At 46.8% G+C, this 23011-nt stretch carries 21 protein-coding genes, 2 tRNA genes and 1 pseudogene; 14 read left to right on the top strand and 10 right to left on the bottom strand.

Annotation, left to right across the window (positions count from 1 at the left end):
- Positions 1-188 precede the first annotated feature (188 nt).
- Positions 189-1298, top strand: coding sequence for a peptide chain release factor 1 (gene prfA, locus E5331_RS18110; RefSeq protein WP_123482216.1), 1110 nt, complete (start codon positions 189-191; stop codon positions 1296-1298).
- An 82-nt stretch (positions 1299-1380) separates the two neighbouring features.
- Here prfA and E5331_RS20840 read toward each other — a convergent pair whose 3' ends face one another.
- From E5331_RS20840 to E5331_RS18120, 3 genes and pseudogenes are all read right to left on the bottom strand, one after another.
- The gene (locus E5331_RS20840) at positions 1381-2139 is read right to left on the bottom strand and encodes an MBL fold metallo-hydrolase (RefSeq protein ID WP_275441296.1); all 759 of its coding nucleotides are present in this window, start codon (positions 2137-2139) and stop codon (positions 1381-1383) included.
- 6 nt (positions 2140-2145) lie between these two features.
- Positions 2146-3162 (bottom strand): annotated as a pseudogene (murB, locus tag E5331_RS20845) (UDP-N-acetylmuramate dehydrogenase); the annotation flags it as partial.
- A 64-nt stretch (positions 3163-3226) separates the two neighbouring features.
- On the bottom strand, positions 3227-4156 hold the full coding sequence (locus E5331_RS18120; protein WP_135986075.1) for a hypothetical protein: 930 nt from the start codon (positions 4154-4156) through the stop codon (positions 3227-3229).
- A 345-nt stretch (positions 4157-4501) separates the two neighbouring features.
- On the opposite strand from E5331_RS18120, the gene E5331_RS18125 reads away from it, so the two are divergent.
- The 5 genes from E5331_RS18125 to kdsA all read left to right on the top strand — a co-directional run bounded on the left by E5331_RS18125 (position 4502) and on the right by kdsA (position 8793).
- A tRNA-Met gene (locus tag E5331_RS18125) sits at positions 4502-4575 on the top strand.
- 200 nt (positions 4576-4775) lie between these two features.
- A complete protein-coding gene (locus E5331_RS18130) occupies positions 4776-5459 on the top strand; it encodes a Crp/Fnr family transcriptional regulator (RefSeq protein WP_168355294.1) in 684 nt (227 codons plus the stop codon).
- Between the two features lie 376 nt (positions 5460-5835).
- On the top strand, positions 5836-7188 hold the full coding sequence (locus E5331_RS18135) for an MFS transporter (RefSeq protein ID WP_169477685.1): 1353 nt from the start codon (positions 5836-5838) through the stop codon (positions 7186-7188).
- Positions 7185-7892 carry a 16S rRNA (uracil(1498)-N(3))-methyltransferase gene (locus tag E5331_RS18140; protein WP_123482211.1) on the top strand — a complete coding sequence of 236 codons (708 nt, stop codon included), beginning with the start codon at positions 7185-7187 and terminating at the stop codon, positions 7890-7892. The genes E5331_RS18135 and E5331_RS18140 overlap by 4 nt, the downstream gene beginning before the upstream one ends.
- Before the next feature lie 67 nt (positions 7893-7959).
- Positions 7960-8793, top strand: a complete 834-nt coding sequence (kdsA, locus tag E5331_RS18145) for a 3-deoxy-8-phosphooctulonate synthase (protein WP_135986073.1) — start codon at positions 7960-7962, stop codon at positions 8791-8793.
- A gap of 127 nt (positions 8794-8920) precedes the next feature.
- Here the strand turns inward: kdsA and E5331_RS18150 are convergent, their stop codons facing one another.
- On the bottom strand, positions 8921-9865 hold the full coding sequence (locus E5331_RS18150; protein WP_123482209.1) for a peptidoglycan DD-metalloendopeptidase family protein: 945 nt from the start codon (positions 9863-9865) through the stop codon (positions 8921-8923).
- A 41-nt stretch (positions 9866-9906) separates the two neighbouring features.
- Positions 9907-10374, bottom strand: a complete 468-nt coding sequence (gene ndk / locus E5331_RS18155; RefSeq protein WP_135986071.1) for a nucleoside-diphosphate kinase — start codon at positions 10372-10374, stop codon at positions 9907-9909.
- A gap of 536 nt (positions 10375-10910) precedes the next feature.
- Here ndk and E5331_RS18160 point away from each other — a divergent pair.
- On the top strand, positions 10911-12311 hold the full coding sequence (locus E5331_RS18160) for a mechanosensitive ion channel family protein (protein ID WP_135986069.1): 1401 nt from the start codon (positions 10911-10913) through the stop codon (positions 12309-12311).
- A 137-nt stretch (positions 12312-12448) separates the two neighbouring features.
- On the opposite strand, the gene E5331_RS18165 is transcribed toward E5331_RS18160, so the two are convergent.
- The 5 genes from E5331_RS18165 to E5331_RS18185 form a co-directional block, all read right to left on the bottom strand.
- Positions 12449-12793 (bottom strand): energy transducer TonB, encoded by a 345-nt coding sequence (locus tag E5331_RS18165; protein WP_275441294.1) that lies wholly within the window; start codon positions 12791-12793, stop codon positions 12449-12451.
- Complete coding sequence (locus E5331_RS18170) at positions 12756-13517, bottom strand: energy transducer TonB (protein ID WP_135986067.1); 762 nt, start codon at positions 13515-13517, stop codon at positions 12756-12758. The genes E5331_RS18165 and E5331_RS18170 overlap by 38 nt, the downstream gene beginning before the upstream one ends.
- Complete coding sequence (locus E5331_RS18175; RefSeq protein WP_135986065.1) at positions 13429-14334, bottom strand: M56 family metallopeptidase; 906 nt, start codon at positions 14332-14334, stop codon at positions 13429-13431. Before E5331_RS18175 ends, E5331_RS18170 begins: the two co-directional genes overlap by 89 nt.
- Positions 14335-14346: 12 nt before the next feature.
- Positions 14347-14739, bottom strand: coding sequence for a BlaI/MecI/CopY family transcriptional regulator (locus E5331_RS18180; protein ID WP_123482205.1), 393 nt, complete (start codon positions 14737-14739; stop codon positions 14347-14349).
- Positions 14740-14955: 216 nt separating this feature from the next.
- Positions 14956-15837 (bottom strand): TraB/GumN family protein, encoded by an 882-nt coding sequence (locus E5331_RS18185; protein ID WP_123482204.1) that lies wholly within the window; start codon positions 15835-15837, stop codon positions 14956-14958.
- 274 nt (positions 15838-16111) lie between these two features.
- On the opposite strand from E5331_RS18185, the gene E5331_RS18190 reads away from it, so the two are divergent.
- The 7 genes from E5331_RS18190 (at position 16112) to E5331_RS18220 (ending at position 22927) form a co-directional block, all read left to right on the top strand.
- Positions 16112-16393 carry an HU family DNA-binding protein gene (locus tag E5331_RS18190; protein WP_123482203.1) on the top strand — a complete coding sequence of 94 codons (282 nt, stop codon included), beginning with the start codon at positions 16112-16114 and terminating at the stop codon, positions 16391-16393.
- The gene (locus E5331_RS18195) at positions 16383-17681 is read left to right on the top strand and encodes an HU family DNA-binding protein (protein WP_135986063.1); all 1299 of its coding nucleotides are present in this window, start codon (positions 16383-16385) and stop codon (positions 17679-17681) included. The genes E5331_RS18190 and E5331_RS18195 overlap by 11 nt, the downstream gene beginning before the upstream one ends.
- Before the next feature lie 175 nt (positions 17682-17856).
- A tRNA-Cys gene (locus E5331_RS18200) sits at positions 17857-17927 on the top strand.
- Between the two features lie 111 nt (positions 17928-18038).
- Entirely contained in the window at positions 18039-19232 is a 1194-nt protein-coding gene (locus E5331_RS18205) for a glycosyltransferase (protein WP_275441295.1), read from the top strand.
- Positions 19233-19318: 86 nt separating this feature from the next.
- Positions 19319-20443, top strand: coding sequence for a lysylphosphatidylglycerol synthase transmembrane domain-containing protein (locus tag E5331_RS18210; protein ID WP_135986061.1), 1125 nt, complete (start codon positions 19319-19321; stop codon positions 20441-20443).
- An 8-nt stretch (positions 20444-20451) separates the two neighbouring features.
- Positions 20452-21198: a 3-deoxy-manno-octulosonate cytidylyltransferase gene (gene kdsB, locus E5331_RS18215; protein WP_135986059.1), complete on the top strand. Its 747-nt coding sequence runs from the start codon at positions 20452-20454 to the stop codon at positions 21196-21198.
- A gap of 73 nt (positions 21199-21271) precedes the next feature.
- Positions 21272-22927, top strand: coding sequence for a diphosphate--fructose-6-phosphate 1-phosphotransferase (locus E5331_RS18220; RefSeq protein WP_123482200.1), 1656 nt, complete (start codon positions 21272-21274; stop codon positions 22925-22927).
- The last annotated feature ends 84 nt before the right edge of the window (positions 22928-23011 follow it).

A 23011-nucleotide genomic window follows, 5' to 3' on the forward strand; every position in this document is an offset into this window, starting at 1 on the left:
GTTAATTCTTTTTGCAAAGGTAAGCCGGCGGGATTACCGTTTTGCGGCTGCAAAGTTAGTTTATTTTTTGTTATTGTGCAATCCCATTACCCATAATTCTCCTTTTTTTTGATGTGGAAGGTGAAAAAATGACATATTTTAAGTAATTTTGTAGTCAGGTTAAACGAAAAACAACAGAAAAATCTGAAATGACCGATAATCCTTTATTGACAAGGCTCGAGGGCTTCGATGCCCGTTTTGAAGAGGTGGCGACGCTTATCACTGATCCGGCCGTGATAGCCGACCAGAAAAGATACGTGCGTCTCACCAAGGAATACCACGATCTGGAGAAGATTCTGAAAGCGGCGTCGCGCTACCGGGTCTTACTGTCGGGTATAGAGGAGGCGAAGAGCGTTCTTGCGGAAGAGACCGATGAGGAGCTGCGTGCTTTCGCACGTGAGGAATTAGACTCCGCCGAAGCTGAGGTGCCGAATCTGGAGAATGAGATAAAGCTGCTTCTCGTGCCCGCCGATCCGGAGGATGCGAAGAATGCCTGCGTGGAGATACGCGGAGGCACAGGTGGTGATGAGGCGGCTCTTTTTGCCGGCGATCTTTTCAAGATGTATCAGAAATTTGCTGAGAAGCGAGGATGGCAGCTTGCCGTGACGAGCTACAGTGAGGGTGCCGCCGGTGGGTTCAAGGAGATATGTTTCACTCTTTCCGGTGAGGATGTGTATGGGGTGATGAAATATGAGAGTGGTGTGCATCGTGTGCAGCGTGTGCCCGCCACGGAGACGCAGGGGCGTGTGCATACGTCGGCGGCGACGGTGGCGGTGCTGCCGGAAGCGGAGGAGTTTGACGTGGAAATACAGGAGGGCGCGATCAAATGGGATACGTTCCGTTCCGGAGGTGCGGGTGGTCAGAATGTGAATAAGGTGGAATCCGGCGTGCGGTTGCGCTATATGTGGAAAAATCCTGTGACCGGCGAGGAGGATGAGATACTGATAGAGTGTACTGAGACCCGCGACCAGCCCAAGAATAAGGAGCGTGCTTTGTCGCGCCTGCGCACCTATATATATAGTAGGGAACGCGAGAAATATCTTGCCGATATAGCGCAACGGCGCAAGACCCTTGTCTCCACCGGCGACCGCTCAGCTAAGATACGCACGTATAATTTCCCACAGGGACGCATGACGGATCACCGTATAAACTACACAGTGTATAATCTTGACTCCTTCATGGAGGGTAATATTCAGGAATGTATCGACCGTCTTTCGATAGCCGAGAATACGGAGCGCATGAAAGAAGCTGCCCTGTAAGATCCCCTTATAAGTCTTTTTTTAATAAAAGACCCCTTAAAATAACTGACCCCGTCTCAATTTTTATGAGACGGGGTCTTATTCATTCTATCCTAATATTTAAGCCGTCAAAGCATGGATGGACGTTCTCCGGTAGCATCCTCTCGATGTCTTTGTGGAATCCTGCCTCATGATTGAAGTGGGTGAGGTAGGCTTTTTCCGGTTTGATGCGCTTAATGAGGTCTAAAGCTTCTTCAAACGAAAGGTGGGCGAAATGCTTGCGTGGACGTAGCGCGTTAAGCACGAGCACTTTCAATCCTTTCAGTTTCTCCAACTCCTCCTCCGGAATAGTCTTTGCGTCAGTGATGTAGGCAAAATCCCCGATACGGTATCCGAAGATGGGGAGCTTGCCGTGCATGACGTTTATCGGGATTATCTTCAGACCATTGATGAAGAAGGGTCTGTCGTCGATCTTTATTCTGTCGAGAGCCGGCACTCCGGGATATAGATGATCGCGGAAACAGTAGTCAAGTCGTCTGCCGAGATCATCATACACATCTTCCCTCACGTAGAGGGGGAGTGCGCCGTCGGCACAGAAGGGGCGAAGGTCGTCGATACCGCCCACGTGGTCGTAGTGGCTGTGAGTCACGAGCACGGCATCCACATGATAAAGATCGCATCTCAAGGCTTGCTGGCGGAAGTCGGGGGATGCATCAATAAGCAGTTCAAGTCCATGTGTGCGGACTAATGCGGAAGCTCTCAGGCGTTTGTCAAATTTTGAATCCGATCGGCAAACCTTACACGCACACGCCACTTCAGGCACCCCTTTCGAAGTGCCGCTCCCAAGTATGGTGACGTCGATTGACGTATCAATGAAATTCACCTCAGGATAAAGCACCACTCCGAAGTTCTCCCTTACCTTATTTATAATATGGTGCGAGAGGTCGATCACGTCCTTGGCAGAGGCATCTGCCGCGTTTGCAATGACAAGGCATTGCTTAGGGTAGACCTCCGCGCCTCCGATGCGGAAGCCTTTGAGTCCGGCGTGTTCGATAAGCCAACCTGCCGGCACTTTCACGCGATGGTCGTCGACGGGATAGCATGGTATATCGGGATTCCTCCCGAGCATCTCCTCCTGATAGAAATATCTCGACACCACCGGATTCTTGAAGAAACTTCCGGCACTTCCGATTTTTGCCGGGTCGGGGAGCTTGGCATCACGTATGCGTTTTATCTCGGCGGCAGTCTCTTGTATTGTAGGCGTATGTCCGAGCGATTCCGTCAGATTCTTGAGAGGCCCGTAGTCAAGATGCTCGGCAATGTTGGATTTCTTTAGCCGGAAACTTACGTGCAATACGATATACCGTCCTTTCCCTTCATGCTTAAACATACTGTCGCGGTATCCAAACCGGCAATCCTCATTTTTGAGCACCACCTGTTTGCCGGATAGTGTGTCAAGGCATTCCACCGTATGGATAACGTCTTTTGCTTCCACGCCGTATGCCCCGACATTCTGTACGGCAGAAGCTCCGACCTCACCCGGTATGCCGGCAAGATTTTCAAGTCCCGCAAGTCCGGATGCAGTACACCAGTCAACAAAATCAGTCCATTTCACTCCAGCACCGGCAATTACGAATGCATTCGTTTCATCCTTGTCGTATCTTACCAAATCCTTTATTGCGGAATGGAGAATCAGTCCGTTAAAATCGTTTACGAAAAGGAGATTGCTTCCCCCTCCAATATGCAGCACCTCATTATTGCGGAATTCTTCAGAGCGGTATATTTTCATCAGCTCCTTGACGGAGGAATATTCCGCAAAAAGAGCGGTCTTTGCCGGAACACCGAAGGTGGTGTAAGCCGTAATGTCTTTATCTTTTTCAAACATAATATAAAAGCGAAGGCTGTTTGTTGTGGTTATAACTCCGTGTCTTGTTGAATTTCAGTCTGCCTCACTTGCGGAATCTTGTGAGCAGACCGTCCTCAAACCAGAGCACCGTGCCGTTGGGGTATTGCCAAAGATCGAGTATCTGGCTGTAGTCATGTCCGCGGTTCACGTCGTTGGGATTCCCGAGAGAAAGTTTACATTCCTCCTTGGTCATGCCTATTTTTACGTTTCCGTTGCAGATCACGTCCCACGTCTCGTCAGTGATCTGCGGGTATCTCTTCCTGATGTCGGAGAGTGAGAACAGGTTTGGAAACGTTCTTGTCTCGGTTCCGGATACGCCGTAATTCATAAATAGCCATGCCGAGTGCCCATTTGCATCGGAGAATTTCACCCTTAGCGGGAATGCCAGGTCGCCTGACTGCACATCCGTGATGGATACTTCCACGAATTTTTTTCCCATTACTCTGTTGCCGTTGTTGTCATACCATAGCGGGGTCTTTAGCCATAAATCCTTACCTTTCAGCAATTCCCTTGCATCGTCAACCATATCGAGGTCAATCAGCATGGGTATCTGGTTGGAGTATATTTCGTGAGGGGCGGTGTCCACGTTTTTCCCGGAGTTATATCGATAAGAGTTGGAGCCGTCGGAGAAAACGATTGTCGCGGAGTATGATCCGTCGGGCTCAAGCTTAGGCTCCGTTCTTACAAAAGATAGAGTCTTCCCTCCGATTCGTGCGGAATCCGGCTCTGCTGGTAGTCCATGCTGACTGAATATGAGTATGGTCTTGTTGTCGGCGGCAATGAATCTCTTGCCGGGTTGCCATTCGGCAAGCGGGAGAGGCGACACGCCCTTGAAGAATTCTTCTTCGGGGGATGGGGCTATAAGTTTCTTGTCTTCCCTTGAGAGAGACACCTTCTTGGTGCTCTCAATGCCGGTGAAGCAAGATGATAGCGAGCAGGAGAGAGAGCCTGCGAGCATTACAGATGCCAGCAATTTGGCGCATTTTATATTGAGGGATGTATGTCGTGACAAAAGTTTCAAAATAGAAAATAGAATAAGATGTTAAAATGGTGATGATTTTGTGGTCATCATGTAGTCTGCAAAATTACTAAAAAAAGTCAAGAGGAGAAACGGGAATTGCAAAATAAGCTATACCAAATTTCATGGCTATATATATCAGTAATCTAAGTGAAAAATAATTTAAGATATAATGGAATGGGAATCAGAAATATGCAGGAATAAATTAAAGAATGGTTAAAAAATATTCAAAAAAGATTTGGTGGAATGAAAAAAAGTGTGTAACTTTGCACTCGCAAAACGGAAGAGATTCCTAATCAAGGCGGGATAGCTCAGTTGGTTAGAGCGTCGGATTCATAACCCGGAGGTCTCGAGTTCAATTCTCGATCCCGCTACAAAAATGGCAGTTGGCATCAGTCAGTTGCCATTTTGTTTTTATAAACATCCGCTTGTAGTTTTTTGGGGGATTACTCAAGATAAGCGATTGTATAGTGAGGCGATCCATGTCATTAGAGGGATCTTGTCCGCATGGGTGCTTATAGAGACAAGGCGGCATGCCCGTGCATCATTATTGGTTTCCTTAAATTTAATTGTTATGACTACGATGTATGAAAAAATCATGGATCTTCCGTTGTTTAAAGGAGTGGGGAAGGACCATGTTTCGTCTTTTCTGGAGAAAACGAATGTCAACTTTTTGAATTATGAATCGGGAGAGCTGGTCGTGACTAAAGGGGATGATGTCCGTATGTTGAAATTTGTCATCTCCGGAGAAGTAAGGATAAATCATAGATTGGATGGTTTTGATATTGTGGTGGAGGAGATATGCGGTCGTGGACGAGTGTTGGGTGCGGACCGCCTCTATGGGATGTCGAAAATCTATTCATGCGATGTGTATGCGATAGGACGAGTTAGTATTATGGAGTTCAGTAAGGAGCAGTATGTCCGTTTGTTGAATATGGATAGTATCTACCTGTTGAACTTCTTCAATTTCCTTTCACGCAGGGCACAGCGTCCGGTTGAGACTCTTGAGCGATATGCCGCTGCCGACATTTCTGCCCGTATGTCGTTGCTCGTCGGGATCTTTACCGATCCGGATTCCTCTGATGTGGTGATCAGCGGCTCCGCTTGCGATGTCAGACGCTATTGTGGCGTGAATGAGGAGGAGTTCAGCCGTTGGCTTGAGATTGCCTGTGGCGAAGGATTAGTGGAGATGGCAGACGAACGGATCCGTATATTTTCGAAGAAGTTTCCGTCGGTCGCAGGTAATGCCTTTGATTGAATAGGCTGTCGATTGAATAATCTATCGATTGGATAATCTATCGATTGGATAATCTTACTGAAGTTTCGCAAGCTGCACTTCAGTGGTTTAAAGTTTATAGTTTAAGGTTTAAGATTCATGAAAATCCACGAATCTTTTCATTATACAAAATTTAATGATCATAAACCATAAACCTTAAACCTTAAATAATCTTAAAACATATATTGGGAAGTTCCGGCAACTTATAAGCTAAGGCTTCATCTCTAAAATTGAGGTGGAGCCTTATTTTTTCATTAATTTTTATTACTTTTGTATCGTTCTTCCCGTCATATCACCTTCATGCCGTCGGTGAGTAGCGTGCGGACAATTGATAATCACAACCTTTAATATCGGAAAAATGACATCTCAAACAATGCTGAAGGTTCGCCTTTCTGTCTTAAGTTTTATGGAGTTTGCAGTGTGGGGGGCGTATCTTACGTCGCTCGGCAATTTCCTGTTCAAGAATGGTCTTGGCGACCAGATCGGATGGTTCTATGCCATACAGGGAATAGTATCGTTGTTCATGCCCACAATAGTGGGGATAATAGCCGACCGTTGGATACAGGCTCAGAAAATGTTGAGCATCTGCCATCTGATAGCCGGACTGTTCATGCTTTTTGCCGGGCTCTATTGTATGTCGGCTGGAGAAGTGGAATTTACGCCTCTGTTCATGCTCTACACCGTGTCGGTGGCATTCTTCATGCCCTCGATAGGTCTTAACAATTCTGTTGCATTTAACGCTCTCACGAAAAACGGACTCGATACGGTCAAGGCATTCCCTCCGATACGCACATTCGGCACCATCGGGTTTATATGCGCCATGTTGCTCGTGAATTTTGCCGGTCCGGCAGATGCCAGATTCCAGACCACCTATATGCAGCTGTTTGTCTCTGCGGCGTTCAGCTTCATAATGATGATATATTCCCTCACTATGCCGGTGTGTCCGGTGAGCAAAGGGTCGGCGGATTCATCCCTTGCAGAGCGTCTCGGGCTTCGCGCTTTCTCCCTTTTCAAGGATAAGAAGATGGCTATATTCTTTATCTTCAGTATGATGCTCGGCGTATCTCTTCAGATTACCAATGGATATGCCAATCCTTATATCACGTTTTTCAAAGAGATGCCACAATATGCCGATGCCTGGGCAGCACGTAATGCGAATGCGTTGATTTCGTTGTCGCAGGTGAGCGAGACTCTCTGCATATTGCTCATCCCGTTCTGTCTCAAGCGTTTTGGCATAAAAGGGGTGATGCTCATGTCGATGTTTGCGTGGGTTATGAGATTCGGATTCTTCGGATGTGGCAATCCGAGCAGTGGATTGTGGCTTATGGTGCTCAGCTGCATAGTCTACGGCATAGCGTTCGATTTCTTCAACGTAAGCGGCGGTCTTTACGTAGATCAGAAGACAGATCCTTCCCTCAGGAGCAGTGCACAGGGTCTTTTCATGATTATGACCAATGGATTTGGTGCAACGATAGGCACACTGTGTGCGATGTATATAGTCAACCATAATGTTGTGGCGACAGATCCGGTGGAGGTTCAGCTTGAAGGCTGGAGGGCTTCATGGTATATTTTTGCGGCATACGCGCTTGTGGTCGGTGTGCTTTTTTGGGTAGTGTTTAAGGATGATGATAAGAATAATGCTCCGTCGGCGAAGGAGGTGGTTTCGGAAGAGAGCACAGATGGCGGAGGAATGACAGACGTAAAGATATGATACAGTTTTATGCCCCTGAAATAGAATCCACCGGCATATTGCCGGAGTCGGATTCTGCACATTGCTGCCGCGTGCTCAGGATGAAGGCGGGAGATGAGGTGATTGTGGTGGATGGAAAAGGGAAGCGGTTCCGCTGCGTGATAATGGAGGCTCACCCTAAACATACATCCGTGGAGATTGTCTCGGAGGAGCTTGTGCCGTCGCACTGGGGCGTGCGTATCACTCTTGCCGTGGCTCCCACCAAGAATATGGACCGCATGGAATGGCTTCTTGAAAAGGCGGTGGAGATCGGTGTAGACAGGATTGTATTCCTGAAGTGTGCGCGTAGTGAAAGGAAAGTCGTCAAGTTAGACCGGTTGGAGAAGGTGATGGTGTCGGCAATGAAGCAGAGTCTGAAAGGTGTGCTGCCGGAATTGGAGGAGATGTCTGATTTCAGGGGATTTGTCTCTTCTGATTTTGGCGATGCCGTCAAATTCATGGGCTATTGTTCATCTGATTATCCACGCAAGGAATTTGTGAAGGAGTATCCGCGTCATACTGACGTAGTGATACTTATTGGTCCGGAGGGTGATTTCAGTCCGGAAGAGGTTGAGGCAGCCGTTGCAGGTGGTTTTGTACCCGTCACTTTCGGGGAGAGTCGCCTGCGTACGGAGACAGCCGCCCTGTATGGAGTGACAGCCGTGCATGTGATGAATCAATGCTAATCGGCTCCCAAGCCCCCAACTTAGACTTGGGATTTTTTGCTAAATTTTAAGATACACTTATATAATTATGACAGATAATATTAAGGATTATATCAACGGAGGTGCTGACGGCAACTTCTTCCTTCTTGCCGGTCCCTGCGTCATAGAGGGGGAGGAGATGGCTCTTGACATAGCCTCACGGATGAAGGTGATTACCGAACGTTTGGGAATACCATATATCTTTAAGGGAAGCTACAGGAAGGCTAACCGCAGCCGTATAGATTCCTTTACCGGAATCGGTGATGAGAAGGCGTTGAAGATACTCGGCAAGGTGAGGAGTGAGTTTGACATTCCGGTAGTGACTGACATACATCTGCCAGAGGAAGCGGCTATGGCGGCTGAATATGTCGATGTGTTGCAGATACCGGCTTTCCTATGCCGTCAGACTGATCTTCTTGTGGCTGCTGCTGCCACAGGCAAGTTTGTGAATATAAAGAAGGGTCAGTTCCTCTCGCCTAAGTCGATGGCGTATGCCGTCAATAAGGTAAGGGAGTCGGGTAATGATAATGTGGCTGTCACTGAGCGTGGCACCACGTTCGGCTATCAGGATCTTATTGTAGATATGCGAGGATTCCCGGAGATGAAGGAGGCGTGTGGTTGTCCGGTTATCATCGATGCCACCCATTCCTTGCAGCAGCCTAACCAGACTTCTGGCGTCACGGGCGGTTTGCCGGAGCTTATCGCCACGATAGCATGCAGCTCGATAGCTGCCGGGGCGGACGGAGTTTTTATGGAGACGCATCAGAATCCGTCAGAGGCTAAGAGCGATGGAGCCAACATGCTTCCTCTTGATAAGATGGAGAGCCTGCTTCGCCGTCTCGTGATCATGCGTCAGGCCTATCTTGAAGGTCTGAAAATATAGACGCACCGATATCCTTTCGGATAATACATGTAAGGTTCGTTTTTTTACCTTACGGAGCAATAAAAAACAACCGCATCAGCAGAATTTGCCGATGCGGTTGCTTTTTGTATCAATTAAAGATTCAAAATTATTTCAGTTTGAGCACTTGTCCTACCTTTATAACGTCAGCTGCGCCCATTCCGTTGATTTTTCTGAGTGTAGTGGAGGATAGACCGTAAGATTTTGCGATAGAAGAGAGTGTGTCGCCTTTACGGACAGTGTAGGAATCCTTTTCGTTTGCGGCAGCACGATAGGGGTTGCTGCTCTCAGCCTTGGCAAGCGTTTTGCCGGCAGGCGCGAAATTACGAGCTTTTGTATACGTACGTTTATCGAAAGTATATGTATCCGTGTGCGTGGTCTGGTTTGCGAAGTCGAAGATTGCCGACGGATTTATGGCGTATCCCATGAAACGGGTCTCAAAGTGGAGGTGAGGACCGGTGCTTCGTCCGGTGCTTCCACCCAGACCGATCGGGTCGCCGGCTTTCACCACCTGGTCAGCCTTTACGAGTGGCTTGTTGAGGTGTCCGTATACGGTTTCAAGTCCGTTGGGGTGGCGAAGGATCACGTAGTTGCCATAACCCTTTCTTTCGTAAGCAGTGAGACGACATTTCCCATCAAAAGCGGCATAGATTGTGTCGTTGTTTCTGATTGCGAGATCAATGCCTTTGTGCATTCTGCCGAAACGACGGCGATAGCCATAATTTGAAGTCACCTTTCCCGGTACAGGCATCACGTAGCCTGTCACGTCAATCACTTGAGTATCGGGTACGTCTGATTCCTTGAACGGGTTCACTGCCTTGCTGTTCCATCCTTCGGTGTAAATGTCGGGTTCCGGTTCAATATCGTCGATGAGGTCAATGAAAGTATTCTTTTCAACCAATCTGATTTGGTCTTTACTTTTTGCTTGATTGGCGAGGAGCTGCTTGTGAGCATCCGAATGCGGAGATTTACTTGTTATAGTCTGCGCAGTTATTCCGCCGATAGCAAAAGAAGAGAGTAGGAATAAAGCTGCATATTTCTTAAATATCGTCATTATTATGAATTTTATATCCTATGAACACGTCACAGGAGGTCTTATTTGTTAAGGTCGTCGTCAGCATAAAGGAAAGAAAGGTCGCGTGGAGTATAGTCGAGCACTTCTTCCGGCTTGAAGAAACGTGCGATTTCCACCTTTGCATTCTCCGGAGAGTCGGATGCATGCACGATGTTGGCCTGTCCGCTCATGCAGAAGTCACCACGCAGAGTGCCGGGAGCAGCTTTCCTTCCATTGGTTGCGCCAGTCATGGCACGGAACACCTCAACGACATTGATGCCCTTAAGCACAAGGCATACTACGGGCGATGCCATCATAGATGCGCATAGCTCCGGGAAGAATGGACGGTCAACAAGGTGAGCGTAATGCTCGCGTAAAATCTTTTCGTCGAGTTGCATCATTTTCATGCCTGTGATGATGATGCCCTTACGTTGTATTCTGTTGATCACTTCTCCAATCAGTCCGCGTTCTACGCAAGATGGTTTCAGGATGACTAAGGTTTGTTCCATTTTTCCTTAATACTTTTTAATAATTTTCGTTGAGATTTCTTCAAAGTTACAACATTAACCTTGTGAATCCTAATTATTTTGTGTTATTTTTTTATAAATATTTTTTCATTGTAAAGAAATGTCTTTGTAAATATCAGTTACATAGTGAATTATTTGCAAAATATGTTTTATAACACATTTTTGAACCTGTTGCACATGTGCTATAGGCGTGTGCAATTATAGTCAAAGATAAATGTGAAAATTTGTTAACGTCAAATTAATGTCGGCATAATCATAAACTTAGATAATTCAGCATTTAATAATGCATGATGAATTCGCTTTAATTACGAATGGCAATCCTGCTGATAAGACAATCTGTTTCCTCACCGATGATTCTTAGGACTGCATCTCATAAAAATTTTCGGTATGAACCATTCGGAGCCTTATTTTGTATAACAGACAGAGTATGTCTTGTCGGGCGGATTGACTGGTAGGGAAATTGACGAATCGGCTTGGTGAGATCAGCTTTTATTAAAATTCCACTAAAAATTAAAGGTATGTTAGCAAAGGAAGTTGCAAGCGCTGTGGAACGGATTCCGACAGTAGAATTATCAACGCCCGCAGAAGAGAGCACGTATGCGATAGCTCGTCTAATAATGAAGTTGGTCGACATGATATTGTCGTGGGTGGGGTTGGGACACGACAAAACACTTTCGTTGGTGATATATGCCGCCCTTGTGTTTGCCATATCTTTCGGTATTGGTATTGTGGTGCAGTGTATTGTTGTGGCAGCCGCCAGATACGTAGGCAAGCATTGGCATGCCGAACTTTACGGACGTATGAATGAGGAGCATATCTTCACTAAGAGTGCGCGTATAATCCCCGCTATAATTTTTTTGATACTTATACAGTTCACTTTGTCGGAAAAGGCTTCCTTGGCTTCCTGGATGACGAGGTTCACATGGATATATATAGGATTTGTTGTGACTGATTCGCTTTGCCATGTAGCAAACGTCATCTGGATGCACGTCAATAGCCGTGCCAACAAGAGGCATCTGCCGCTCAATGGAATCCTTCAGTTGGTGAAGGGATTGCTTTGGATTATCTGCGTGATTGTCACTATTGGCATCCTGGTCAACAAGTCGCCGACATCATTGCTGGCAGGTCTTGGAGCTTTCGCTGCCGTCCTGATGCTCGTGTTTAAGGACAGTATTCTTGGTGTTGTCGCCGGTGTGCAGCTTTCGGAAAATGACTCTCTCCATGAGGGCGACTGGATTGCAGTGGGTGATGCCAACGGCACTGTCATCGAGGTTTCGCTGACGGCTGTGAAGGTGCTGAATTGGGATAAGACGGTGTCGACGTTGCCTCCCTACAGCCTGATCTCTTCGGGATTCAGGAATTATCGTAACATGTCGCAAAGCAATACGCGACGCATACAGCGGAGCTATATGGTGGATGCTGACAGTGTTGTGGAATGTGATGATGAGATGCTTGAGGAATTTTCCAAGCTGCCTTATATGAAAGACTGGATAGCTAAGAAAATTGAGCAGCGTAATCAAGGGAAGGTGCAGGATGCAGCTAATCCAGAGGGTCTGGTCGATGGCTCGATTGATACGAATCTCGGTGTGTTCCGTGCATATCTTAAAATGTATCTTGATGCGAATCCCAATTTCTCTAAGGCAGGGGGTATTGATTTCTGTTTCGTGACCACATTGCCGCAGACCTCCTCAGGCATACCGCTTCAGATATATTGCTTCACGTCGACCTCCGCATGGATCACGTATGAGGCAATAATGAGCGCGCTCTTCGAGCACATGGCAGTAATGCTGCATAAATTCAGATTATGCACCTTCGAGAATGCATCCGGCAGGGATACTATTATTGAGGGTTATCTTAGCCCGGGTAAGGATCCGGATACAGTGTTTGGTTTGCCGGAGCCGTTCCTTAATAGGAAATGATAGTGTCAAATTGACAATAATGACGACAATGACGATAATGACAAGCGGAGACACATCATCGTGCCTCCGCTTCCCTTATTGAAGTGGTCTAAACTTATACTTCATCTCAAAAATTATCTTATCGTATGATTCTGTCCTTACTGCTTGGTAGTGGTGCTTTCATTCTCAGGTGCGGTTATTTTGAACGTTACCGGCAGGTTGAAATATGAGGCAACAACTTGTTCATTCACCTTGGCAGGCACCCATTTAGGCATAGACATGACCAATCTTATAGCTTCCTTGTCAAGCTCTTTGTCGACGCCTTTGACTACTGTCGCATCCCTTACCGAGCCATCTTTGTCAACGATGAATTTCACGACAACGCGTCCCTGGACATCATTTTTGGCAGCCTCTTCGGGATACTTCAAGTTTGTACTAAGCCATTTCATCAGTGCAGGCATACCGTCAGGGAATTCCGCCGGGGATTCTACAGCTATGTACACCTTCTCTCCATTTTTTCAGTGTATTGTATATAAGGTCGGTAGTCGGTTTCGCCTCTTTGACGGCTTCATTCGTAGATGTTGAGTTATCTTTGATTTTAAAGGAGATAGGCATAGTGAAGTAGGATGCCACCGGTTTCCCGTCGATTTCAGCCGGTTTCCATTTTGGCATGGATTTGACGAGTCGGAGAGATTCCTTGTCGAGCTCCTTATCGACGCCTTTGATTATCTTCGTATCTTTTACAGAGCCATCCTTGCCGATTACGAGCTTCACGATCACTCTCCCCTGTATCCCATTCTTGTAGGCATTTTCAGGGTAATGCATATTTTCTCCAATCCATTTCATCAAGCCGGGCATACTTCCGGGAAATTCTGCGAGTACGTCGGCAGAAGTATATACTTTGTCGTCATCCTCAGGTGATATTGACTCGCTTTTGGCAGTGACAGCAGTCTCAGACTCGGTGCCTCCGTTGATTTCAGGGGTGGAGGGAGCCGTAGCCGTTATGTTCTCTTCGGCTGCGATAATTAATCCGGTATTTGATTCGGAATCCGGAATAAAATTGTTAACTTTGTCATCATTTTCCGCCATAATTGATATGTCGGAAGTCGAACCGATGATGGAGGCTACTGCCGGAAATTCAGTTGCAAGGCATCCGACAGCCATTGCCGGGATTACGAGAAGGGCGGTCAACCGACGTCCCTTTGATGGATTTGTTTTGTACATCATAGCTATACGTTTTTTTAAGTTTGCTGTGATTCAGGCTGTTGGCAAGAACTTGGAACCTCGTGCCCACAGCCTTTTTTATTAATAATGTTTGATATTGTCTCATGTCGACGCCGGATGATAGCACGGCATCGTCGGCCTGGTATTCGTGAACGGTCTTGAACTCGTCCCCCATGAGCCACGCTGCAGGGTTAAACCATTGTAATATGGATACAACCTGCACTACGACGAGGTCGATCCAATGTCGCAATTTAAGATGCCGCATTTCATGGAGAGCGATGAGGTCGCCGGCTGTCTCATAGTCATTACGGTTCATGACGTAGAAGTGGAGCCAGCTAAATGGCGCGATGTCGTCACGATTGGATATAATGAGGATGTATTCCCCGGTCTTTATCCTCTCGCCGTCAGAGATTATGCGGCATAGTTGATAAAGCCCGAATATAGAATAGATTAAGGATAGTATTACTCCGATGATATATATGATTGTGGCGATCGTCGGGAGCGAAAGACTATCCCTTTCTGATTCATCCATGTCTGTTGCCGCAAAGGCAGCCGTTATATATGCCTCCTCAGTATTATCCGTAAAATCCGTTGGTAATTCACTGATAACTACATCGGCTGCAGATGACGACGGCTCGGGCATCAGACCCCTCCATTCGTCTGACAACAGGGGCAGCAGCAACGACATGGCATAGATGACGTATAGGATTAACCGGTTGCACGTATGCTGCCGTTCGCCCGCCAGAATGAGTTTGTAAGCGAGATACCCGAAGCATAGTATTATGCTTGATGTCATTGCGTAGGAGAAAATACTGCCCATGGTTAAAGATGTTTAGGAATTTTTTTCGTTTTCTTTGCTTTTGATTAGGTCAAGGATCTCTTCAAGTTCGTCTGCCGTCACCTTATTCTCCTCTACAAGAGCGGAGATTGCTTTCTTGTAGGAGTTTCCGAAGAAGTCACGTATTACGTCAGCGAGCGTCCTTTCTGCAAAATCCGAACGTTGAGCGATTGCGAAGAAGCGATGGGAGCTTCCAAAGCATTCATGCCCTACGTGCCCTTTCTTTTCAAGGATACGGATTGTTGTGGCGATGGTGTTGAAATGAGGTTTGGGCTCGGGGTATCGGTCAAGCATCTCTCTGACGAATAGCGGGCCGTCGTTCCAAAGCATGTTCATAAGCACTGCCTCTTTCTCGGTAATTGTCTGTCTTTTCCTTCCAGCTTTCATGACTGTCTTTTTTTATTTAAGATTACTTCGTTATCTTTAGATTGCAAATTTAAAACGAAAAATTTAATTTAACAACGAATACATTAGTCTTTTGGAGTTAAAAAATGTTAAATAATAGATTTGGGGAATTACAAAAGCTAACGGGGTTGACGTCTTCAATAAGAAAGGCGTCAACCCCGTTGGTTTTAGTGGTCATTGGCTATACCAATGATGGTCTTATTGTTTTACCGGAGTTACAGTATATCCGGCTTTTCTCAGTCCTTCTATGATACCCTTGTCTCCGGCGAGATGTAGCGCGCCCACGGCAATGAAAGAGGGGGCGTCATTCATAATCGACGGAAGTTTCTGGAGCCATTCGGCATTTCTCTTATCTACAAGAGCCTCCATAAACTCAGGGTGCTCGTTGTCCTTACTTGATAATTCCGACATCTTGTCAAGATCCTGTGCCTCGTATGCGGCGGTTAGCTCTTTTGTCGCCTGTATGGATTTTTCCGGATCCTTCAGCATCTCCACAAGCGATTCAGCCTGATATGCTATAGGAGTGAAGTCAAACAGGATTGATGCCTGATAGTCGGCTGTCTCAAGCGGGATGATTTTCTTCCCTGTATTTTTCCCTTGAAATTGGAAATAGGTGTCAAGCTGTTCCTGCGGGTTGAAACCGGGCATTTCTTGGGCAGCCATACCGATTGCCACCATCGAAGTCACTACGTTTGGTTTCATTGCATCAAGCATCTTCAGCTCCATTCCGGGAGCAGGTGCCCATTTCTTGAATTCCTCACTTATTATTGTAAAATCCTCAGGCGATATTATTTTTGATAGGGTGCTGTCGGCGGGAGCCATCATGTGTGGTTGCATTGCCATTCCCAAAGCCATCTGGTCTTGTGTCATGTCGATTTCTCCGACCACTTGCTCTGCCTCGGTGAAAGGCTTGCCTGCACCAGTCTTGTCGATGAAAGAGAGGGGAGCGATGTGGTGAGTTCCGAAAATGTAGGAGGGGGATTTTAGTCCGTTGCCCTCCACCTTATATAATAGTTGGGCATTTACGGAAACTGATGCGAGAAGAGCAATTGAAGCTAAGATTGTTTTTAACTTGAACATAAAAAAAGATTATTGAAGTTTTTTATTTATTAGTCGTAAAATTATCAAAAAAGTTTCATTCGGATGTGAAAATTTTTTTAGAAAAAAGGAAAAATTCTTTTTAGCAGAGTATGTCTATAAAAAATCCCCGGCAGCGGGGACAGCCGGGGAAGAGAAGGGAGGGTAAGAGAGAGGATATGCAGTCGGGTGTTTGTTCAACATAAATAATTTTATTACTTTTGTTGAAAATTGGAGAAAACAACGTCAGAGAAATAATGTCAGAAAAATAACGCCAATGGATAATAAGACCTTAATAGATAATCTGTCACGCCGTCTTGACGTGTCACGCGATACTGTAGTCGCTCTGATAGATGGATTGGCAAAGACAGTGGGGGAGTGTGGTGCTGAACTTGACAGCGTGGCAATCCCATCCTTCGGCACATTCGAACCTCGTAAGCGACTTGAACGGGTGGCTCTCCATCCCGCTACGGGGAAGCGTCTGCTCGTGCCGCCAAAGATTGTGATGACATTCAAACCATCGGTCTCTTTAAAACAGAAGATAAGAAATGGAGAATAAGGTTACGATGCCTGCGTTGGTGGCGATGCTCGCTCTTACCACCGGGCAGCAGAAGAAATTGTGTGAGGATTTTCTCAAGGAACTGTTTGCCATTATAGAGGAGGAGTTGACTTCCGGAGGTAATGTGAGGATAAAGGGATTCGGCACATTCAAACTTGTGGAGGTGGAAGCCCGTAAAAGTGTCAATGTCTCCACTGGTGAGGACTCTGTGATACCCGGTCACACGAAAGTGATGTTTGTCGCTTCGAAGGAACTTGCATCAAGAGTAAACCTTCCATTTGAGATATTTGAGGCAGTAGAGATTTCAGACGATCTTCCTACTGATACGCTTGACGGTGGAGAGGATGCTGACCTTGATGATGACGGGTCGGCACCCGTCATTGATAATAACGGGTCGGCACCCGTCATTGATAATAACGGGTCGGCACCCGTCATTGATAACGGGTCGGCACCCGTCATTGATAACGGGTCGGCACCCGTCATTGATAATAACGGGTCGGCACCCGTCATTGATAACGGGTCAGCACCCGTCATTGATAACGGGTCGGCACCCGTCAAAGATGACAGTAAAGATAATGTGGATATGCCGCAAAAGATAATCTTTACAGATATAGAGGAGGATGTGGTGGCATTTCCGATTGAACCGATTGAAAAGGTGGATGAGATTCCGACAGATGAGACAGTGGAACAGGAAGAGAATACTTATGAGGAGATTCTTTCAGAAGAGGATTCGGATAAACGTAGCGTTTTCCTGAAAGGATTCTTCACAGGTCTTGCAGTGGCTGTCGTTTTGGGCGTTATCGGTTTTTCAGTATGGTATTTCTTCATGTCCGGTTCTGATGAAAGGAAGCCGGTCCCTGTTGCTGTCGTGGAGAAGACGTTGGTTGGGAAAGTAGAGGCAGATAGCGTGGCAGCATCAGTGGCAGATTCTGTGCGCCTTGACTCTACGGCATTGTCAACGGCAGAGACGGTGAAGAGTGTTTCGGATAATGACGTGCCGACAAAGGCATCGGATGAGCCTGTATACGACACTGTGACCACCACCCGCTATCTGACTACAATAGCCAAGGAGCATTATGGCAATTTCAATCTGTGGCCTATAATATATGAGGAGAACAGCAGTTTCCTTGGGCATCCCGACAGGATCTCTCCGGGGACAAAGGTAGTGGTGCCTCCGCTCTCGAAATATGGCATTGATCCGAAGAATCCCGACCATGTGCAATCTGTGAAGAGGAAGGGCGCGGCAATATATGCCCGGTTCAAGAAAGCGGCAGGAGGACGTAAATGATAAAAAAACGGAAAAATTTTTATCATTTTAATGTTGTGGAAATCAAATGGATGATAATTGATTGGCGATGAAATTATGATACGGGTCGAAAAATATCATTAAAAAATTTGGTGGAAATAAAAAAATATCTAATTTTGCACTCGCTAAGCCATGAGAGGTGAGGCAAAATAAGAATGGTGCCATGTCCGAGTGGTTAGGTACCGGTCTGCAAAACCGTTCACACCAGTTCGAATCTGGTTGGCACCTCAAAATCAAGTCATCTTTTAGGTGGCTTGATTTTTTTTGCAACTTACACAGGGGGGCTAAACGTTATATCGTTTGGATAATAGTTAAGAAACCTTTAATTTTGCACGGAAAATGAAAAATAACGATATATACCCCGATAAAAAAGGTCTGTACGGTATCTTCAACGACAGTTTCCCTCCGATACTTGACGGAGTGACGCTGGCGGTGCAGAATTATGTGTATTGGCTTTCAGAGAAAGGTCGCACGCCATGTGTAGTGACGCCATGGAATCCGGAGAAAATAGAACATCCGTATTCCGTGATGCGCTATTTCTCACTCCCGATCTATTCACGTAAGCCTTATCGCTATGGCTATCCTAAGCTTGATCCATTTATATGGAGGAAATTGCGTGGCACTGATTTCAAGATATTGCATGCACATTGCCCATTTTCATCCGGACGACTTGCCGTATACGTCAAGAAGAAGCAGAATATTCCGTTGATTGGCACGTTTCATTCCAAATATCGTTCCGACCTGGAGCATTCCTTCCGGCGTATGCCATGGTGTGTGCCAATAATCATGAAAAGGATACTTGATTTCTTCAATGCTTGTGATGAGGTGTGGATACCGCAGGCACAGGTGGAGGATACCGTAAGGGAATACGGTTATAAGGGACGGCTTACGGTGGTGGAGAACGGCAATGACTTTTCCGGCATCATCTCCGGTCCGCTTGAGGATTACAAGCGGGCGGCGAAGCGACGCAGAGGTATGGAAGACGACACCTTCTCATTGCTTTTTGTCGGACAGCATATCTGGGAAAAGGGGATACACACTATCCTTGAATCTGCCGCTCTGCTCAAAGATAGGATCAAGTTTCATCTCGATTTCATAGGCACCGGATATGCAGAGGGGGAAATGCGGGATATGATAGCCCGTATGGGGTTGCAAGATGCCGTGACTATGCATGGCGTTGTCACTGACCGCAACACACTCAGTGAGTATTATGCGGCAAGCGATCTCTTTCTGTTTCCATCTATGTATGACAATGCACCCCTTGTGGTTAGGGAGGCGGCTGCTATGGGCACTCCGGCAGTGCTTCTTGAAGGATCGACAGCCTCGGAGGTTATCAGAGACGGAAAGAATGGTTTTCTGGTTTCGCCTGGTGCCGAGTCGTTCTCATCATTGGTCGAGCGTGTCGCATCTAACCGTAGTTTGCTCAGAGAAGTGTCGCAGGGAGCACGTGCCACTCTTGTGAGGAGCTGGGAGGATGTAGTGGCAGAGGTGGTTGACCGTTATGACGCGATTATCCGTAATTACAGGAGATGAAGATTATTTAAATGACATAGATAGTTGCCCTGAACTATTGGAGATAAAATATCGTTGTAGAAAAATATAAAATCTGAATATTGCTTATGGCTACGCAAGATGTCCCTAACCCCACTCCCGGTGAGATTACTATTGATAAGAAGACCTTCTCCCTATGGAAGGTTTTGCTTCCGGTCGTCATCGGACTGGGAGTTGTGGTCTACATGTTTCTGTCAGATGCCAAGAAGGAGAATCTTGTGCAAGTGTTGTCGGATATAGATTTCACTCCGAGGACGTGGTTCTGTATCGCGCTTGCATTCCTTTTCATGTTTGGCAGAGACTTTGGTCTGAGCTGGCGTTTCCGGGCACTGACGGATAAGGATTTGAGTTGGGGGAGGGCATTTAAGGTGGATTTTCTCTGCGAATTTACGTCATGCGTCACTCCGTCGGCAGTGGGCGGAAGTTCACTTGGCATGGTGTTTCTTAACACGCAAGGGATAGAGTTCGGACGTGCCACTACGCTGATGATGACCACACTGTTTCTTGACGAATTATTTTTTGTGGTCAGTTGTCCGCTGGTAGTGATGCTGACTCCGGCACATGAGATATTTGCCTCCGACGGCACGACATTCTCTCATGGGATTCAATTGACATTCTGGCTCGTATATGCCGTATTGTTTGTATGGACGTTGATTCTGTTTACCGGTATAATATGTCGTCCGCAATGGGTAGTCAATGTGATAGGACGTCTGTTCAGGTTGCGATGGCTCCGCAAATGGCAGTCGTCGGCAATGTCGCTTGGCAACAATATGCTTGCCACGTCGAAGGAGTTGCGCAAGAAGAGGTTCGGATTTTGGTTGGAAGTGTTCGGAGGCACAGCATTGTCATGGATCTCACGTTATCTTGTGGTCAACGCATTGTTCCTTGGTTTCCTTCCCCAGGCTGATCATTGGCAATGGGTGATACTTGCGCGTCAGTTTGTGATATGGGTGGTGCTTATGGTCAGTCCCACGCCGGGAGGTTCCGGTCTCAGCGAATGGCTCTTTTCGGAATATTACGGGGATCTTGTCCCGACGATGGGGCTTGCCCTTGTTCTCGCAGTGTTCTGGCGGGTGATATCCTACTACGTCTATTTGATAATAGGGGCGATAATAGTTCCCGGCTGGCTTAAGAGCACAATGGCAAAGATAAGTGGAATGAAAAGTGGAATGAAAAAAGTAGATGATAAATGAGAGGTAGATTGAAATACATTATTATTATACCGGCACGCTATCCCTCCACAAGGTTTCCGGGGAAACCATTGGCTAAGATAGGTGGAGAGGAGATGATTCTGCACGTATGCCGTGCTGCGGCAGCGACAGGGGAGAGGGTGGTTGTTGCCACAGATGATGAGCGCATATTGCGATGCGTGGAGAGCCGGGGATATGAGGCTGTGATGACAAGTAATGATTGCAAGAGTGGCACGGATAGGGTATGGGAGGCATATTGCAAGCTGCATTCTGATGCCGATGTGGTCATAAATCTTCAGGGTGACGAGCCATTTGTGAAGGTGGAGCATATAAGGAGTCTCATGGAATGTTTTGATTCAGACCCGTCGACGCAGATAGCGACATTGGTAAAACCATTTGACAAGAATGAAGGATTTGAGTCGTTGTTTGATTCCAATCGTGTGAAGGTGACGTATGCAAGAGATGGCAGGGCACTCTGTTTCTCAAGAAGCATCGTGCCATATATAAGAGGAGAGGAATGGAGAAAATGGCTTGATTCCTACCCCTTCCATATCCATATCGGAATGTATGGATTTCGGGCATCAGTGCTTGGGGAGGTCACGGCATTGCCGGTCAGCGGGCTTGAACGTGCGGAAAATCTGGAGCAGTTGCGTTGGCTGGAGAATGGCTATCCTATAATGACGCGAGTGGTGGCAGATTCCTCGATAGGTATCGACACGCCGTCCGACCTGGAGAAAGCCGAGAAAATGCTCAAATAGATTTGTATATTTCATTAGAAATGACTAATTTTGTGATGAAAATATATCACCTCAAATCAGGTAAAAATATCTAATGAAAAAGAGTGCACTTCAAAGAGTAAGAGCTGAATATCAGCCGAAGCTCCCCAAAGCCCTTCAGGGTCCGGTGAAACTTAATATCGGTGAGGCTACAGAGTCAGTTGCCGATCAGGAAGAGATAAAGAAACTTTTCCCCCACACTTACGGATTGCCTATCGTACAGTTTGAGACAGCAGAGGCTGCAGAGCGCGTAGAGGAGCCGTTTAACGTAGGTATTATCCTTTCCGGCGGTCAGGCACCCGGCGGTCACAACGTTGTCAGTGGTATCTTCGACGGTATCAAGAGCCTCAACAAGGAATGTCGTCTCTATGGCTTTCTCATGGGTCCTTCCGGTTTCATCAACCATCAGTATATGGAACTGACTGCCGGCTACATCAAGGATTTCCGTAACACAGGCGGTTTCGACATCATCGGTTCAGGCAGAACAAAACTTGAGACACCCGAACAGTTTGAGTCTGGTCTTAAGATTCTGAAAGAGCTCAACATCAAGGCTCTCGTAATCATCGGTGGTGATGACTCCAACACCAATGCCGCTGTACTCGCAGAATATTATAAGAACATCAATGCAGGCGTGCAGGTTATCGGCGTGCCCAAGACTATCGACGGCGACCTTAAGAACAAATGGATTGAGACATCATTCGGTTTCGACACAGCTTGCAAGGTCTACAGCGAGGTTATCGGCAACATCCAGCGTGACTGCAACTCTGCAAAGAAATACTATCACTTCATCAAGCTCATGGGTCGCTCTGCTTCTCACATCGCACTTGAGTGCGCACTTGAGACTCAGCCTAACGTCTGCTTGATTTCTGAGGAGGTTCTTGCAAAACGCATGACTCTTGACAACATCGTCAACTATCTCTGCTACGTGATAGCTGAGCGTGCGAAACTCGGCTGGAACTTCGGTACTGTTCTTGTTCCGGAGGGTCTTATCGAGTTTATCCCCTCAATGAAGGATCTTATCTCTGAGCTCAACGACGTGCTCGCAGCTAATGGTGCAGCCCTCGAAGGTCTCACAGAGGATGAGAAACTTGAGAAAATCCACTCAATGCTTACTCCGGTCAATGCCGACCTTTACAAATCACTTCCCAAGACTATCGCACTCCAGCTTAGCCTTGACCGCGACAGCCACGGCAACGTGCAGGTATCTCTCATCGAGACTGAGAGCCTCCTGAGCCAGATGGTTGCAAAGCGTCTTGAGGAGATGGCAGAGCAGGGTCAGTACTCCGGTAAGTTTGCCGCACAGCACCACTTCTTCGGCTATGAAGGTCGTTGCGCTGACCCGACAAACTTCGATGCTGACTACACTTACGCTCTCGGCTACAATGCAGCTATGCTCATCAACTCAGGTCTTACCGGCTATATGAGCTCTGTACGCAATCTTACCGATACTACTGAGAACTGGATTGCCGGCGGTATACCTATCACAATGATGATGAACATGGAGCGTCGTCACGGTCACATGAAACCGGTTATCCAGAAGGCTCTTGTAAACCTGAACGGACGTCCTTACCTGAAGTATGCTTCAATGCGTGAGACTCTCGCGCTCAACACTCTCTACCAGTACCCCGGTCCTATACAGTACTTCGGTCCGGCAGAGGTGTGCGACCGTCCGTCAATGACACTCCTTCTCGAGCACGACAAAGAGATCTGATTCCGTCAGATAGATAAATATGCAATAAAGAGGCTGTCTAACAAGTTTAGGCAGTCTCTTTTCGTATGTGATTGCAAAAAGACA

Origin of the sequence: Lepagella muris (genome assembly GCF_004793975.1) — a bacterium.
GTDB lineage: Bacteria > Bacteroidota > Bacteroidia > Bacteroidales > Muribaculaceae > Lepagella > Lepagella muris.

What these genes read in the sequence shown, in the direction of transcription:
- prfA (WP_123482216.1), top strand. Translation starts at nt 189, where the DNA reads ATGACCGATAATCCTTTATTGACAAGGCTCGAGGGCTTCGATGCCCGT.
- E5331_RS18210 (WP_135986061.1), top strand. Translation starts at nt 19,319, where the DNA reads ATGGCTACGCAAGATGTCCCTAACCCCACTCCCGGTGAGATTACTATT.
- E5331_RS18180 (WP_123482205.1), bottom strand. Translation starts at nt 14,739, where the DNA reads ATGAAAGCTGGAAGGAAAAGACAGACAATTACCGAGAAAGAGGCAGTG.
- ndk (WP_135986071.1), bottom strand. Translation starts at nt 10,374, where the DNA reads ATGGAACAAACCTTAGTCATCCTGAAACCATCTTGCGTAGAACGCGGA.
- E5331_RS18130 (WP_168355294.1), top strand. Translation starts at nt 4,776, where the DNA reads ATGACTACGATGTATGAAAAAATCATGGATCTTCCGTTGTTTAAAGGA.
- E5331_RS18195 (WP_135986063.1), top strand. Translation starts at nt 16,383, where the DNA reads ATGGAGAATAAGGTTACGATGCCTGCGTTGGTGGCGATGCTCGCTCTT.
- E5331_RS18205 (WP_275441295.1), top strand. Translation starts at nt 18,039, where the DNA reads ATGAAAAATAACGATATATACCCCGATAAAAAAGGTCTGTACGGTATC.
- E5331_RS18220 (WP_123482200.1), top strand. Translation starts at nt 21,272, where the DNA reads ATGAAAAAGAGTGCACTTCAAAGAGTAAGAGCTGAATATCAGCCGAAG.
- E5331_RS18185 (WP_123482204.1), bottom strand. Translation starts at nt 15,837, where the DNA reads ATGTTCAAGTTAAAAACAATCTTAGCTTCAATTGCTCTTCTCGCATCA.
- E5331_RS18140 (WP_123482211.1), top strand. Translation starts at nt 7,185, where the DNA reads ATGATACAGTTTTATGCCCCTGAAATAGAATCCACCGGCATATTGCCG.
- E5331_RS18135 (WP_169477685.1), top strand. Translation starts at nt 5,836, where the DNA reads ATGACATCTCAAACAATGCTGAAGGTTCGCCTTTCTGTCTTAAGTTTT.
- kdsA (WP_135986073.1), top strand. Translation starts at nt 7,960, where the DNA reads ATGACAGATAATATTAAGGATTATATCAACGGAGGTGCTGACGGCAAC.
- E5331_RS18150 (WP_123482209.1), bottom strand. Translation starts at nt 9,865, where the DNA reads ATGACGATATTTAAGAAATATGCAGCTTTATTCCTACTCTCTTCTTTT.
- E5331_RS18175 (WP_135986065.1), bottom strand. Translation starts at nt 14,334, where the DNA reads ATGGGCAGTATTTTCTCCTACGCAATGACATCAAGCATAATACTATGC.
- E5331_RS18170 (WP_135986067.1), bottom strand. Translation starts at nt 13,517, where the DNA reads ATGATGTACAAAACAAATCCATCAAAGGGACGTCGGTTGACCGCCCTT.
- E5331_RS18190 (WP_123482203.1), top strand. Translation starts at nt 16,112, where the DNA reads ATGGATAATAAGACCTTAATAGATAATCTGTCACGCCGTCTTGACGTG.
- E5331_RS18160 (WP_135986069.1), top strand. Translation starts at nt 10,911, where the DNA reads ATGTTAGCAAAGGAAGTTGCAAGCGCTGTGGAACGGATTCCGACAGTA.